The organism is Kitasatospora sp. NPDC048296 (assembly GCF_043201815.1).
Lineage (GTDB): Bacteria > Actinomycetota > Actinomycetes > Streptomycetales > Streptomycetaceae > Kitasatospora.
This window is the reverse complement of the sequence record NZ_JBICZB010000099.1, coordinates 10,217-24,366: the sequence shown is the minus strand read 5'-3', so window position 1 is coordinate 24,366 and position 14,150 is coordinate 10,217. Positions and strand designations below refer to the sequence as shown.

Annotated in this window: 12 protein-coding genes and 1 pseudogene; 7 read left to right on the top strand and 6 right to left on the bottom strand. The window is 69.5% G+C overall.

Annotated features, from left to right (window positions below; translation table 11 throughout):
- The 3 genes from ACGF12_RS34905 to ACGF12_RS34895 all read right to left on the bottom strand — a co-directional run.
- Positions 1-407: SDR family NAD(P)-dependent oxidoreductase (locus ACGF12_RS34905; RefSeq protein ID WP_393039395.1), on the bottom strand; the 407-nt coding region annotated here is incomplete at its 3' end.
- A 148-nt stretch (positions 408-555) separates the two neighbouring features.
- Complete coding sequence (locus ACGF12_RS34900) at positions 556-903, bottom strand: hypothetical protein (RefSeq protein WP_393039392.1); 348 nt, start codon at positions 901-903, stop codon at positions 556-558.
- 237 nt (positions 904-1,140) lie between these two features.
- The gene (locus tag ACGF12_RS34895; protein ID WP_393039389.1) at positions 1,141-1,344 is read right to left on the bottom strand and encodes a hypothetical protein; all 204 of its coding nucleotides are present in this window, start codon (positions 1,342-1,344) and stop codon (positions 1,141-1,143) included.
- A 346-nt stretch (positions 1,345-1,690) separates the two neighbouring features.
- Here ACGF12_RS34895 and ACGF12_RS34890 point away from each other — a divergent pair, with 346 nt between their 5' ends.
- Both ACGF12_RS34890 and ACGF12_RS34885 read left to right on the top strand, forming a co-directional pair.
- Positions 1,691-2,485, top strand: a complete 795-nt coding sequence (locus ACGF12_RS34890) for a BTAD domain-containing putative transcriptional regulator (protein WP_393039386.1) — start codon at positions 1,691-1,693, stop codon at positions 2,483-2,485.
- Positions 2,482-6,150 (top strand): BTAD domain-containing putative transcriptional regulator, encoded by a 3,669-nt coding sequence (locus ACGF12_RS34885; RefSeq protein WP_393039383.1) that lies wholly within the window; start codon positions 2,482-2,484, stop codon positions 6,148-6,150. Before ACGF12_RS34890 ends, ACGF12_RS34885 begins: the two co-directional genes overlap by 4 nt.
- 550 nt (positions 6,151-6,700) lie before the next feature.
- On the opposite strand, the gene ACGF12_RS34880 is transcribed toward ACGF12_RS34885, so the two are convergent.
- Entirely contained in the window at positions 6,701-6,913 is a 213-nt protein-coding gene (locus ACGF12_RS34880; protein WP_393039381.1) for a hypothetical protein, read from the bottom strand.
- A gap of 481 nt (positions 6,914-7,394) precedes the next feature.
- On the opposite strand from ACGF12_RS34880, the pseudogene ACGF12_RS34875 reads away from it, so the two are divergent.
- The 4 genes and pseudogenes from ACGF12_RS34875 to ACGF12_RS34860 all read left to right on the top strand — a co-directional run.
- Positions 7,395-7,672 (top strand): annotated as a pseudogene (locus ACGF12_RS34875) (ATP-binding protein); the annotation flags it as partial.
- A gap of 360 nt (positions 7,673-8,032) precedes the next feature.
- Complete coding sequence (locus tag ACGF12_RS34870) at positions 8,033-9,724, top strand: hypothetical protein (RefSeq protein ID WP_393039400.1); 1,692 nt, start codon at positions 8,033-8,035, stop codon at positions 9,722-9,724.
- Between the two features lie 276 nt (positions 9,725-10,000).
- On the top strand, positions 10,001-10,423 hold the full coding sequence (locus ACGF12_RS34865) for a hypothetical protein (protein ID WP_393039379.1): 423 nt from the start codon (positions 10,001-10,003) through the stop codon (positions 10,421-10,423).
- Positions 10,420-12,489 (top strand): Hsp70 family protein, encoded by a 2,070-nt coding sequence (locus ACGF12_RS34860; protein ID WP_393039376.1) that lies wholly within the window; start codon positions 10,420-10,422, stop codon positions 12,487-12,489. Before ACGF12_RS34865 ends, ACGF12_RS34860 begins: the two co-directional genes overlap by 4 nt.
- Before the next feature lie 389 nt (positions 12,490-12,878).
- Here ACGF12_RS34860 and ACGF12_RS34855 read toward each other — a convergent pair whose 3' ends face one another.
- Both ACGF12_RS34855 and ACGF12_RS34850 read right to left on the bottom strand, forming a co-directional pair.
- Entirely contained in the window at positions 12,879-13,304 is a 426-nt protein-coding gene (locus tag ACGF12_RS34855; RefSeq protein WP_393039373.1) for a hypothetical protein, read from the bottom strand.
- Entirely contained in the window at positions 13,294-13,818 is a 525-nt protein-coding gene (locus ACGF12_RS34850; RefSeq protein ID WP_393039370.1) for an NAD(P)-binding domain-containing protein, read from the bottom strand. Before ACGF12_RS34850 ends, ACGF12_RS34855 begins: the two co-directional genes overlap by 11 nt.
- 15 nt (positions 13,819-13,833) lie before the next feature.
- On the opposite strand from ACGF12_RS34850, the gene ACGF12_RS34845 reads away from it, so the two are divergent.
- Positions 13,834-13,977 (top strand): hypothetical protein, encoded by a 144-nt coding sequence (locus ACGF12_RS34845; RefSeq protein ID WP_393039367.1) that lies wholly within the window; start codon positions 13,834-13,836, stop codon positions 13,975-13,977.
- Positions 13,978-14,150: the final 173 nt, after the last annotated feature.

Sequence of the window (14,150 nt, the reverse complement as noted above, 5' to 3'; positions counted from 1 at the left end):
GACACCGAGGCGACGGCAACCACCGAGCCACGTGCCTCCAACAAGTGAGGGAGCGCGGCGCGCTGAAGAAGGAAGGGGCCGGTGAGATTGATCCGTATCACGGCCTCCCAGTCCTCGATCGACAGGTCGCCGACGCCTCCGCTGCGCCCGGTGCCCGCGTTGAGCACAAGCCCGTCCAGCCGACCGTACGCAGCCATGGTCGCGTCCACGAGACCGCGAACGGCGTCGGGGTCGCCGATGTCGGCGGGGTGCGCAAGGGCTCCGGACTCCTCTGCGACACGACGCAGCGGATCGGGCCGGCGCCCGGAGACGACCACGTGATGCCCGGCCGCGCGTAGCAGCCGCGCGGTTGCGGCACCGATGCCAGTCCCCCCGCCGGTGACGATGACAACTCGCTGGTCCGTCATTGCCGTTCAGCCCTCTCGAGTGATCGCCTGGAGTCTGAATGATCATACGCATACGTTTCTACGGTCGGACGAGGCCGCCCATCGAGCCGGACAAGTCAGCGGACAGGTCCGGGGACTACGCCCTACGACACGATGAACTGATCGCTGATCAGGTCAGTCGCTGCCGCCCGTGCGGGACGGCGGCGATCAACGCGCGCCACAGGGGCCACAGCCGCCACACGGTGGCGACGTCGCGCGCTTTGCGGCGCAGCCCGAGGAGGGCGGGCGTGGCCAGCGCGGCGGAACGCAGCACGCCGTGCAGACCCATCAACAGAGGAAGTAGCGCGACGATCCAGGCGGCCCGGGTGGGTATATGGACCAGGCAGCCCAGCCGGAACAGTCCCGCGCAAGCGGTTCCCCCGCTGAACAGTTGCAGGCAGATCCGCAGCGGCCGGTTGTCGCTGCGCTGGCGTTTCGAAACAGCGCCTTGCTGCTTCGGGCGGTTCATGTCAATCATGAGTGCAGTTTTGAGCATGGGGCCCTTCGGCTCGGGCTCTGCCTCGAGCCGCTGCGCAGGAACGCTCAAGCGGGACTGTTCGGGAGGGGGCGCTCGGGTGGGATCGCTCAGGCGGGAACGACCGAACCGCGCGACACCCGCGGCCGGCTCCGCCCGGGCGGAGCCACGGCGCGGTGCGCGCGGTTCGGGTACCTCATTTACCTCGGGTACTTCGGGTGGCGCCGCAGAGGCGTCGGGTCAGCCGGTGCTGCCCGCCGAAGCGGCGATCACCGAGAAGACGTACAGGATCGCGGGCAGCGCCCCGAGGAGCGTGACCACCACGGCCAGCACGGCCACCGGCCGCCGCGTCCCCCGCAGCATCCACACGAGGGAGCCCACCAGGGCGAAGAAGGCCAGGGCGACGACCCCGGCCGTGAGCAGAGCGGACGTCTGAACTTGCATGCTGTTCGGTCCTTTTGAGTGTGACGTGTCCAGTCCGATTCGTTGCACGTCGCACGGCGGACGGAGCGGAATCCGCGAACCCCTTGGTAGGAGGGGTGAACCGTCCGTTCGCACGACAAGGCTGACGCTAGCTCAGATCCAGATGCCCGCAACAGTGTTGGGGGAAGCACGAGAAGGCGAGATCCCTCGGGCTACCACCCCCGAGGGCTCCCACCTGCAACGGACGTCGGACTGGACGAGTCACACGACGTCTGCGTCCAGTATCCCCGCAAGGGCTAAACAGGAGCGAAACGGCTACTCTGCCAGGGCACTTAACGACTGCTGAGTGCTCTGTTAATGTGCCCGGGTGGCGACAGACCTTCAGTTCCTCCTGCTGGGACCGGTGAGCGCCCGCCGGGCCGGCACCCCGATCAGCCTCGGACCGCCGCAGCGCCGCGCCCTGCTGGCGCTGCTGCTCCTCGCCCGCTCGCAGGCCGTCCCGGTCGCCGTGATCCGCGACCGGCTCTGGCCCGCGGGGGCGCCCGCCACCGCCATCGACGCCATCCAGGTGCACGTCCACCACCTGCGCCGCCGGCTCGGGGAACACACCCCGGCCGGCGCCCCGGCGACGGAACTGGCCGGCTACCCGGGCTACTCCCGCGAACAGGCCAGCTACGCCCTGCACATCGACGCCGAGGCGGTCGACGCCCTCGTCTTCCAACGGCGGGCCGACCGGGGGCGGGAGCTTGAGGACAAGCGCGACTACAAGGGCGCCCTGGAGATGTGCATCACCGCCCAGTCCCGCTGGCGCGGCGAACCGCTGGCCGACCTGGAACCCACCCCCTACGTACGGGCGATCCGCCAGGGGCTGGTCGACCTCTGCCAGGACGTCCGCACCAGGGCGGCCCGGGTCCGGATGAGGACCGGCGCGGTCTCCGACGCCGTCGTCGACCTTCAGCAGCTCAACCTCGAACACCCCGGCAACGACGTCATCGTGGTGCTGCTCTCCACCGCACTCTTCCTGACCGGCTCCCGCCGCCGAGCCCTCGCCCTCCTCGACGAGGAACTGGCGCGCTGGGAGCAGCAGTACGCGCGAGTACCGGAACAGCTGCGGCGGCAACGCGAACTGGTCCTCTCCGGCGCGCTGGAGGAACAGTGGTGACGGTCGACGCCCGGCTGCTCGGGCCCGTGACCCTGACCGTCGACGGCGCACCCGTCAAGATTCGCGGCGCCAGCGGGCGCGCCCTGCTCGCCGCCCTGCTGCTCGCACCCGGGCGACCTGTCGGGCTCGAACAGCTCGTCCTGGACATCTGGGGAGACGGGGCCGCGCTGAACGCCCGGGCACAACTGCACACCGTGGTGAGCCGGCTGCGCGCCGCACTGCGCGCGGCCGGAGCCCCGTTCACCGTCACCCGGCACGCGGGCTCGGAGAGCTACGCGCTCGACATCAACCCCACCGACTTGGACCTCACCCGGTTCCGGGCGCACCTGGCCCGGGCTCGCGAAGCCCTCGCCGAAGGACGGCCTGGGCAGGCCTCCACCCTGCTCCAACGCGCCCTGGACTGCTGGAGCGGACCGGCCCTGACCGGCGTCCGGGCACACGGGCGACTGGAGACCGAACGGCGCCGGCTGGAGGAACTCCGCCTGGAGGCACTGGCCCTGCGCAACGACGCCGACCTGCGGGACGGCCGGGCCGAAACGGTGCTGCCCGAACTGCGGGCGCTGGTGGCCGCGTTCCCCGAGGACCAGCGGTTCCGCGGCCAGCTGGAGGAGGCCCTGGAGCGCTCGGGCCGGGCGGTCGAGGCCTGGCGGCTGCGGCGGGACGGGAGCGATGGCGGGCAGGCGGCGGTGGCCGTGGCGGCTGTGGTGGCCAAGCAGAAGACCGAGCAGCCGTCCACCGAGGAGGAGCCCCGGATCTCGCTGCTCGGCCCGGTGCAGGCCTGGCTGGGCGGCAACCCGGTCCCGCTCGGCTCGCCCCAGCAGCAGGCCGTGCTCGCGATCCTGGCCGCGCAGCTCGGCCAGCCGGTCACGACCGAAGAACTCGTCGAGGGCCTCTGGGGGTACCACCCGCCGGCGCAGGCCGTCGCCGCGCTGCGGACGTACGTGTCACGGCTCAGGGCGGTCCTGGAACCCCAACGGGAGGTGCGCCGGCCGGCGAGCCGGCTCGTCAGCGTGAGCGACGGCTACGCGCTGCGCCTGCCACGGCAGAGCGTCGACCTGCACGTCTTCGAGGAGGGACTCGCCGAGGCCAGGGCGGCCCGGACAGCGGGGGACCACGCCGAGGCCGTCCGGGCGGCCACCGCGGCGCTGGGCCTCTGGGAGGGCGGCGTCCGGCCCTTCGTGAGCCTGCCCGGGCCCAGGATCGACGCGCTGCGGCTCAGGCTGGTGGAGAGCTGGGTCGCCGGGCAGGAGCTCCGCTTCGAGTCCCGACTGGCCCTGGGCTCCGGTGCCGAGCTCGTCGCCGAGCTGACCGGGCTGACCCGCGAACACCCGCTGCGCGAGCGGCTGCGCGAGCTGCTGATGGTCGCCCTCTACCGGGCCGGCCGCCAGGCCGAAGCACTCCGCGTCTACGCCGACACCCGGAAACTGCTGATCGAGGAACTCGGCGTCGAGCCGGGTACGGGGCTCGCGTCCGTGCATGCCCGGATCCTCTCGGCCGACCCTTCACTCCTCCAGCCGGTGCCGAGCCCCCACCGCTCGGAGCCACCAGCCCCTCCGGCCCCGCCCGAACCGGCACAACTCCCGCCGGGTGTCGCGGACTTCACCGGACGGGCGCAGCTGGCCAGTGAGCTGAGCAGGGCCCTGCTCGAAGGAGCTGCCGAGCCGGTGGTCCAGGTGCACGTGCTGTGCGGGATCGGCGGGGTGGGGAAGAGCACGTTGGCGGTGCACGCCGCCCACGCCGTCCGGGCCGAGTTCCCGGACGGTCAGCTGTTCGCCGATCTGCGGGGCGCGGGTGGGACGCCGGCCGATCCGACGACCGTGCTGGGTGACTTCCTGTACGCGCTGGGCGTGGTCGAGGCACCGGACTCGTTCGAGCAGCGCGTCGCGCTCTACCGTTCCCTGATGGCCGGCCGGCGGATGCTCATCGTGCTGGACAACGCCTGGGACGCAGACCAGGTACACCCACTCATTCCCGGAGCGTCCGGCAGCGCGGTGCTGGTCACCAGCCGCTCACGGCTGTCCGCGCTGGCCGGGGCGTCCATCTCGGACGTGGAGGAGTTGACCCCGGAGGAGGCTCTGGCGCTGTTCTCCATCATCGTCGGCTCAGCCAGGGTCGCCGCCGAGCCGGAAGCCGCCTATTCGGTGGTCATCGCCTGCGGACTCCTGCCGCTCGCGGTGCGGATCGCCGCCACCCGGCTGGCGGCCCGGCCGCGCTGGAGCGTCAGCGACCTGGCTCGGCGGCTGGCCGACCAGCGGCGTCGGCTCGATGAGTTGAGGCTGGGGAACCTGGCGGTGGAGACCACGATCGGGCTTGGCTACGACCAACTGTCACGGGAGCAGGCGCGAGCCTTCCGCCTGCTCTCCCTCGTTGACTCGTCCGATCTGCCGCTGTTCGCGGCCGCAGCTCTGCTGGACCTACCGGAGGAGTCCGTCGAGGTCCTGGCCGAGAGCCTGGTCGAGGCGAACCTGTTGGACAGCTACACCCCCGGGCGCTACCGCTACCACGACCTGCTCCGGCTCTACGCCCAGCACCGGAACGAGCTCGTCGACGACACCGACGAACGGAACGCCGCGCTGCGCCGGCTGATCGACGTCCTGCTCGCCACCGCGCGCGAGGCGGTGCGGGAACTCGGGCTGGGCGACGAACTGCCCGATCCGCTCTACGATCTTCCCGTCTCCCCGCTCGCCCTGACCGGCGGGAGGCAGGGCCTCCGGGACTGGCTCACCTCCGAGCGGTACCTGATCCTCGCTGCCGTCGACGCCGCCTGCAGCGGGAGCGGTCCGGTGGGCCCGGCGGTGGAACTCGTCGTCACGCTGGGTGAGTTGCTACCGGACTGGGGCTCGATGCAGCACTTGACGGACCTCCTCCAGCGGGCGGCGCAGTACCAGCGCGGGTCGGCTCTGCTGGCCAGGACCCGTCACCTCCAGGGCGACTTGCACGCCCAGGCGGGGGACTTCGGGGAAGCCGAGGTGGCGTACCGGGAGAGCCTCGGACACCTCGGGCCGCAGGACGGGACACGGCTCCGAGCGATCGTGTCTTTCCGGCTCGCCAATGTGCTCAGCATGACCGATCGGACCGGTGACGCCCTACCGCTCTACGAGAAGGCCCTGGAGATCAGCCGGAGCAGGGGAGCGGTGGCGATCGAGACCCGGATCCTGGCGAACATGGCCACGGCCTACGTGGTGTCCGGGCAGCCCGAGGCAGGACTGCGAGCAGCACGGGGCGCGGTCGAGGCGGCCAGGGCTACGGACAGTGCGGTCGCGCTCGCGCATGCGCTCCACCAGCTCGGCGTCGCGCTCGGCAGGACCGGAGCACCTGGCGAGGCCGTCGACTGCCTGCGCGAGGCGCTGACTCTGTACCGCTCCGAAGAAATGAGGCTCTGGGAGAGCTACACCCTCGCCCGCCTCGCCGCCGCCCTGCTAGCCGCGAACCGGGCTTCGGAGGCCGCCGAAACCGCCACCGAGTCACTCGCCATCGGAGAGGAACTGGAAGCCGCCTACTCCCAGGCCCTCGCCAACGCCGCCCTCGGCGAGGCCCTGCTGCGCCTTGGCCATCCGGCGGCCGGCCTGGACCGGCTCCAGGAGGCGCACGCCGTCTTCACCCGCCTCGGCGTGCCAGAGGCGGGCACGGTGCGCGAGCTCACGCAGCGTGCTCAGGGTCTGTGACTGGGCGGTGTGACGGCCCGGTTCCCTCGTCCTGCCACGGAGCCCACACCCCTGGGCCGGATCAGGCGCCGGGCCAGGAGAAGGAGAGGTACCAGGAGCGCTTGAGGGGTGGCAGGCGGTCGGCGAAGTAGGCGGAGACCTGGGCGAGTTGTGACGAAATCGTCAGTCAAGGTCACTGAAGATCGGTGCGGCGGACAGCGAGAGATGCCGTCATCGGAGACCAGGGCCGCTTTCCTGGATCACGCGTCCCCCTCGTTCATCCGCACCGCTGCCGATGCGGTTAAGGGGATCCTTACCGGGTGCACTGCGACCTGCGGAATGTCCCCGGTGGCGCGTCAGTTGTCCAGCCGCATCGGCAAGCTCAATGAGCAAGGTGGCGAGGCTGCGGCGACTGTTGCCGCTGTGGGACAGGCCCGGCAGAGCAGAGGCGAATGCCTCCGTCAGGGCTGTGCGAGAGAGCGTGCCGCCGCCGGGGGTCCTGGCATGCGGATGTCATTGAGCCGGGTAGCGGCTCGAGACAAGGGTGGCACCGGGTTGTCGTCTGGCGTCTTCATTGTCCGGCCTTGGTCTTGGTGTAGAGCCGGGCGGTGGTCAGGTAGCCGGCGGGCTCGGGGGCCTCGGGGTCGGGTGTGACCCGTGGCCTGGGGACCAGGGATGCGCGCACGCGTTCGTCGACGCGGACGAGGGACAGCCCGCTTCGGGCTTCCGCGTCGTTGCGCAGTTGGATGCGCAGGGGGAACAGCTGCTTTCGCATCGTCGGCATGCTTCCCGAGGTCCCTTTCCGCCGCACGGGAGCGGGCATCTGCGTCCGCCGCCGTCTCTCCGGCCAGCACGTCCCGCGATTCGCGCGACCGCTGGAGGTCGGCGTCGAATTGGGCGACGAACGAGCTGAGGTTCGCCGTCTCGCTCTCCGCGACACCGTCGAGCTTGCGAAGCTCGCCCATGCGGGCACGCCATGCGCTGACCTCAATCCCGCTGACGCGCGTAGCCTCCTGCAAGTCGTGCGCGCCTCCTCGGGCGACAGCTGGGCATAGCCCAGTCCGATGGTGGTCTCCACCGCCAGGCTGCCGACCTGCAGCTCGTCGAGCCGACGACGTTCGCCGGCCAGTCGGCGCGCCAGGTCGGCGACGGTCCACCGCGGTCGGCCAGCCAGCCACGCGGCCGCGGTCCGCACCGCGAGCGATAGGAATCCGCAGGCCGCGACCACCGCAAGGGCGGCCTCCGGCTCGGCCCAAACCCGATCTCTAGTCGAGCAGTACTGGCACCAGATCAGCACGGTCCTCACCCAACACGCCGTTCCTGTACGGCACTTCGCCCTCCACGCAGACCAGTGCACTCTCCGCGGACGCATCTCAGGGGACACTGTTGTCGGTACCAACTCCCGGTTCCGCCTCAAGTACTCTGAGCCCTACGCCGAGGCGCGGCCCGCACCTGGCTGCACGCCGATGCCGAGGTCGTCGGCATCACACACCTCATGCCGACCCAGGCCGCCCTGCAGATCGCAGAGACCGTCAAGAGTTGAGGCCCACCCACCTCAGCCCAACACCGCGGTGTCATCTACCCCCGAGAAGCCTCCCCGTCCCGCAGTCCGAATTGAGCAACAGAGTCCGGAGGGTGCCACCTCCCAGCGTGATCCAGTCCTTGAGGAGCTGATTCACCGCAGGTCGAGGCACCCTTCCTTCGTAGAACTCACACTCTGTCACCAGCACCGGGACGCCTCATGAATGCGTGAGGCTGAACAAGCTGTTGAGTGCATACGGAGAACGGCCCTGCTCCACGGCACTCTGCCGGCGATCCCGAACCACTTGTCGCCAAGGTCACGATACGTACGAGACCAGTTGGACTGTCAGACCGTACGGGTAGCCTGTCGGCTGTGCACGAGATGACGGACCCGGTCGCCGCCCGGCAGGCGGCGAAGGCCGCGGAACGAGAGCGCCTGACACGGGCAGGTGAACGGCGAGAGGGGCAGGGCCCCTCAGGTGTGAGCGGTTTCATCCAGCGCAAGTGGCGGTGGCTCGGTGTCGGAGGCAGTGAGGCCGTCGAGGCCGTGCTTGCCATGCTTGCGGAGACGGTGGCCCTCGCCGGGGTGCCCGAGACGGAGAAGGCAGTACTCGCGCGGGCTCTTGGAGGGGATCTGGACCGCGAGGGCTTGTTGCCGGCGGTTCAGACAGGGCTGAGCCGCCTACCGGCGGCGTCGGTCCTCGGCCACATGCGCAACCTTTGGGGCACCGGAGTGCGGTGGCTCAACGAGGCGGGCCTAGAACGGTGCCGACTGCTGTGTTCGACGTCGCCCGGCCTGGACCTCGTCGGCAAGCGTTCCCTATCAGTCACGGGCGGTCCCGCTTACTCCCTCTTCGCAACTGCGGCCACCCGTGGCGCGATCCCCATCCCCAACCGCTTCCTGGACGGACTTCTCGCCTGGGCTCCTCTGACCGTCATCGACGATCTGGTAGACCGTGGCGGTCTTCTGGCCGAGGACGCGCCCTGGAAAGCGCGCGATGACCAGGAGAGTCTCTACCTGCGCGCGCGCCTCGCGCCGGAGAAGACCACCGACGAGGAGGCGAGACGGCTCGGCTGGCAGGCCTATCTACGCCGACAGTCCTTCATGAGCGGCAAGATGCTCACCCGGCAGGAACCGGACGATCTGTGGGACCTCCTGTACGACGTTGTACTGGACGGAGACATAGCTGCTCTCGATGCACTTGACGCGGCTCTGCCCCGAGCCCAGCAGATCGAATTGCGCGATCTCAAATCGGGCGCTGTGTCCGGGCAATGGCCGCTGAGTATAGGTGAGGACCGCGGGCTCTGGCGCCTGATGGCCACTCTGTGGAAGCCACGGGAGCTCGTCGACGCCGGGCGCAGTCCCTTTTACGCACTCGTCGCCGTGAACCGGGCTTACAACCTGGTCAGGGCCGGCAAGACGGAGGCGGCGGCGCTTCAAGCACACTCCCTCACCCGCGGTGGTAGCAGCCGGAAGGTCCCCGCAGAGCTGGCGCAGGAGGGGCATGCCATCGCCGCGTACGCGGCCGTGGAACAGAGCGAGACGCTCGAATCGGTTGCAGGACGGAAGAGACTGCTCGACTCCGCCGAGGAACACGCCGAGAAGGCTGCGGCGCAGAGTGGTGCCGCAGCCGAACGAAACCTCCGGCTCCTACGTGTGTGGAGGGCGACGAAGCGGAACGACCGCAGTCCGTTCAGCAATCCCTTCCTTGAAATCGGTCTGGATCACGGTGCCGACGGTTGGGAGGAACGTTGCCGGGAGATATTCCGTCACTACGAGGGAGATGCCAAGGCCCAGTCCGCTCTGAACTTGGCCGAGGACCGTATTCGTGGCGCGCTGCGCGAGGAGGCGGGCTGGGATGTCTTCTACCAGTTGCCACTTGACCCGTCGCGGTACGTCATGCCCTCTCAGGTGCCGCGGCATCTTGTGCCTCCGGTGGAGGCCCTGCCGCGCCGGACCCCGATGACAAGTGCCGATGAGTTGGAGGCCATCCGTGCCCGTGCCGCCGTCGAACTCCTCGACGACTTCCGGACTACCGTCCCCCATCTCGACCGCCACAGTTCCCCGCGGTAACCACCGCGCCGTCCGTTTCCTGGTTCACCGCCCCTACCGAACGAAGCAGAGCTGAGCCTGATGTCTGCAAAGAATAAGAAGTCTCCCAGGAGCGAGCGTCCCCGCCGCCGCTGCCCCGCCTGCGGACAGCTACAAACCGGTGCGAGGGGCTCGGAGCCACCCCATAAGCCTGGGGGCCTAGGGCGTCGCAGGGAGCGGAACTCCCAACCGCCAGCCGAGTCGGCGAGGACGGGCACCGTTGTTGATTCTCCCATCCATCCCGACCCAATCGACGCGATGACGGTGATCAAGGGAGTCGCGGAACGCGTACCGAAGGCGCTGGAGGCTGCCGGGGCCGAAGAGGTTCCGCCATCCGGGGTGCTTGCCACGGCCGTGCGCAGGGCGGTACTGGATGAATTCCGTACGCGCGCCCAGTTTGCCGGACGCCTTGCCGAAATCGACGCGCTGCTTTGGTCCCGTGCCGGAGACAGTCGCGAGGTGGTCGAAAGTGCGATGACCGCACATCTGCGAGAACTGCGGCTGCTGCGAGTAACAGCACCAGAAGCAAGCGACCGGTTCGTGGTGACTGAGGGCACGGGAGACGCGCTCGAGCTTCTCAGTCCGGCATACGTGGACGAGTTGACAGGCAAGGTCATTCTTGCGGGACAACTCCGGCGCGTCGCAGGCCCCGCGGCTACGAAGTGGGGGGAGGAAGCATGACGGCAGCCGGAATTGACTTCGGGACCACCAACTCTGTCGCCGCACAGTGGAACGGCGAGTACGTCGAATTGCTGGAAATCGGCGGGCAGGGCCTGGACGCCAACTGGGGGCGCAGGGGGTTCGAGCTGCTCTACCCATCGGTCGTCGGCACGAGTTCCCTGCGGCCGGGCACGCTGTTCGGCTGGGAGGCGAAACTCCGTTCTGAGCAGGCCGTCGAGGCGTGCAAGCGGATGCTGCGGGAGGAACCGTTCGTCAAGCTGGGCGGTGAACGGTTCGCCGCGACGACCGCCGCAGCCGGCGTCTTCCACGCCATCGCCAGGGCCGCCGAGGAGGAAGCCGCCACCGAGATCCGCGAGGCCGTCGTCACGGTGCCCGCCAACGCGACCGGCGCGGCCCGATTCCGTACGCGCGAGGCAGCCCGTGCCGCCGGAATCACGGTCCGCACGCTGCTGAACGAACCGACGGCAGCTGCGATCGCTTACGCCCACGAGATGGAGGTCGACGGCGAGTTCCTGGTCTTCGACTGGGGCGGCGGCACGATGGACGCCACCCTGCTCCTACACGACGACGGCTTCTTTGACGAGAAGGCGAGCCGAGGAGTGAACCGCCTTGGCGGCCTGGAAATCGACGCCCGGCTGCGCGGCATGGTCCTCGACCGGGCGCCCGCTCGCGGGCGCTGGAGCGATTCAGAGAAGCGGATGTTCGCCCTTGACATCGAGCGGGCCAAGATCCTGCTTTCCCATCAAGAGTCGGTCGCCATCCAGACGCCTGACGGGGCTCTCGTCGAGATCGGACAGGACGAGTTCTCCGAGGCCATCCAGGACCTCATCAACCGTGCGCTCGATCCCGTGGAGGAATGCCTGGAGCAGGCCCGGATTGACCCCCGGGATCTCACCGCCGTACTGATGATCGGTGGCAGCAGCCAGATCCCAGCGGTACGCATCGCGGTCTCCGAAGCACTCGACTGCGAACTCGTCGACACCGCACTGTGCGACCCCATGACTGCGGTGGCCGAAGGAGCCGCGATCAGCGCGGCGGCCATGGACGGCGAGCTGAAGAGCATCATCCGTGTGGTCAACACACACGCCCTCGGCACGATCACCAGGGACCGCGAGGGTAGGCGAGGATTCAGCGCCCTCATCGACCGAAACATGCGACTGCCCCAGCAGCGCATGAAGTCGTACGAGCCGCACAAGGACAACGTCTCCCGCCTGACCGTGGAGGTCTGGGAGGGAGACCCGGACCGCGATGTAGACCACCCGGACAACGTCAAACTGGCTGACCTCGTCCTCACGTACCCCCGGCCCTGCACAGGCGAGGATAGGGTCTTCAATCTGGAGTACACCTACAGCAAGGAGGGACTGCTGACCGTCAAGGCGACCCTTCAGAAGACCGGAGAGGTCGTCCTCGACGGGGAAGTGAAGGTGTTCGGGGACGGGAACGTCCTGCCGGAGGTGAAGAGGGAACTCGACCGCCTACTCGCTCTTGTCCCGGCCGCCCGGCCCGCCCCCACGCCAACCGATCCGAAGCAGGCCCGGCCCAACGACCAGGGGGATAGGGCGCCCAAGCCCGCCGCGCCGCGTTCCTCACCCCGTACAACCCACGCGAGCGCCGAGGCACCGCCGCTCATCGTGGACGGCTCCAACCTTGCTTGGAACGGCCGGCGCCCGCGCACAGCGGGCGGCAAACCGAGCTTCGCGGCACTGGAGGCGGCAGTCCGGTCACTGCGGTTCAAGCATCCCGACCGCGACATTCACATTGTGGTCGACGCCACACTGCGCCACGATGTGTCCGCCGAAGAGCGCCTCCAGGTGGAGGCTGCCATCGCCGACGGGAAGGTTGTGCAGCCCCCAGCCGGAACCGAGGGCCGGGGCGACGCGCTGGTGATCAGCATCGCTGACGAGGTCAATGGGGTCATCATCTCCAACGACAACTTCGCACCGTTCCAGAAGGCGAACCCTTGGCTCCGGAACGCGGGGAGGGTCCTCGGAGCCACTCACTCCCAGGGGGTGTGGGTCTTCAATTGGCGCGTACCAAATCCGGCAGCACCCATCCGGCCGAGGTGACGCGCTCGGGGTAACGAAGGCACGGACTGCCGCAATCGCTACGGGGGTTCCGCAGTTCGCGCCAGGACGCGAATCGCACCACGGTCGCCCTGTTGTGGGCGGCCCCTACCGTGCACCCCCATGTGGGACTGCCACCGCACGCACTGTCTGCCGGGGTCGCAGGGATCCTTGCCACTGGCACCTGGGACGCCAGAAGGCTCCGGCGACGCTACGGCAGGTAGTGCCCTTGGTAAACGACGGCGGGCGCTGCCATCGTCACCGGCCGAACTCACACTTCGAACTCGGGAGCACGGACCGGACACGCCGACCTCGCCGACCTCGCCGACCTCGCCGACCTCGCCGACCTCGCCGACCTCGCCGACCAACCGTCGCCGCCGGGGCGGCTCGTTCTACGCAAGCTGCTTCGCAAGGCTGGTTGGTAGGGGCCAACCCTCGGTGGCTGGCGTCATGTAGAGCCTAGCCTTGAGGCCGAGGAGGAGTTGGCGGCGGTGCTCTTGGTCGGCGTGGGACCAGGCATCGGCGAAGGTCTGGCCGGTCTCGACTTCGACCCAGGCCGAGCGGCGTTGTGGGAGGGCGGCGAGGCGGCGGCGTTCGTCGACCAGGATCTCGAGGGCTTCGGAGTACTCGTCGTCGCCGCCGGGGTAGTCGAACAGGCCGCGGCGTTTCTCCTCGCGGAGATCTTTCATGGCCTGCGTGACGTGGTTCAGCTGTTCGGTGTGGTCCTCGCCGGGGATGAACCTGCGCACCGTCATCGCCAGCCCGACCAGGCGCTCCACCAGCGCGGCGACCCCGGCGGTGACCCGCTCACCCTTCACGGACTGGCCCTTGCAGGCCGGTTTGCCGGCCGTCTTCGCGCACCGGCAGTACCGACAGGCCGTGGTCTTCGTCGAGGTAGACGGTGCCGGTCTCGCTGAGTGCCCGAAGGGTGGCCCGGTGCTTCTCGAAGGCGTCCTGCGGGCCGGCGTACAGCAGGGTGGCCTCGGCGGTGCCGATGGCCTGGGGCACCGCCAGAATCGCGCCGTCGACGTAGTCGATGCCGGCCTCGGCCGCCCACTCGGCGGTCTCCCGGGCCTGAGTGGAGCTCGCCATGGTCAGGTTGACCAGGGTGCGGCCGGCCAGGGAGGAGGCGGCCGGGTCCAGCAACCTGTGCACGGCGTCGTAGTCCGAGACGCGGACGACGACCAGCGGGCTCGCCTCGAGCGCGCTCCTGACCGAGTCGGCGAGGGTCGCGCCCTTGGCGACGAGCTGCTCGGCCTTGCCGGCCGAGCAGTTCCAGACGATCGTCGGGTGGCCCTTGTCCAGGAAGGCCGCGGCCGGTGCCTGGCCCATCACCCGCGGTGGACGGTGCACGACCTGCCCGCCGGACACGACGTCATGGCCGAGGCCCCGGGCGACCTGCTGGACGTCCTCCTCGCCATCGGCGAGCCGCCCCGCCCGGTGGGCCGCCGCTGCGAACGGTGGTCCCGTGCGGGCGCGTTGGCCGGGTAGGACGAGCTGGACGAGTTGGACGGGCCGACCGGCCGGTCACCAGCCGTCGGTGAGCCGGAAGGCGTGGGAGAAGGAGGCTCCGCCCGTGTTCATCCATTCGTCGAGGACGCCGTAGGTGTCGTTGCGGGCGATGAGGTCGGCGCGGCCGGTGCCCCGGAAGTCACCGGCGACCG

Excerpts from the sequence above, each read along its gene's own strand:
- ACGF12_RS34900 (WP_393039392.1), bottom strand. The coding sequence starts at position 903 with ATGATTGACATGAACCGCCCGAAGCAGCAAGGCGCTGTTTCGAAACGC.
- ACGF12_RS34895 (WP_393039389.1), bottom strand. The coding sequence starts at position 1,344 with ATGCAAGTTCAGACGTCCGCTCTGCTCACGGCCGGGGTCGTCGCCCTG.
- ACGF12_RS34880 (WP_393039381.1), bottom strand. The coding sequence starts at position 6,913 with ATGCCGACGATGCGAAAGCAGCTGTTCCCCCTGCGCATCCAACTGCGC.
- ACGF12_RS34870 (WP_393039400.1), top strand. The coding sequence starts at position 8,033 with ATGACGGACCCGGTCGCCGCCCGGCAGGCGGCGAAGGCCGCGGAACGA.
- ACGF12_RS34865 (WP_393039379.1), top strand. The coding sequence starts at position 10,001 with ATGACGGTGATCAAGGGAGTCGCGGAACGCGTACCGAAGGCGCTGGAG.
- ACGF12_RS34860 (WP_393039376.1), top strand. The coding sequence starts at position 10,420 with ATGACGGCAGCCGGAATTGACTTCGGGACCACCAACTCTGTCGCCGCA.
- ACGF12_RS34850 (WP_393039370.1), bottom strand. The coding sequence starts at position 13,818 with ATGGGCCAGGCACCGGCCGCGGCCTTCCTGGACAAGGGCCACCCGACG.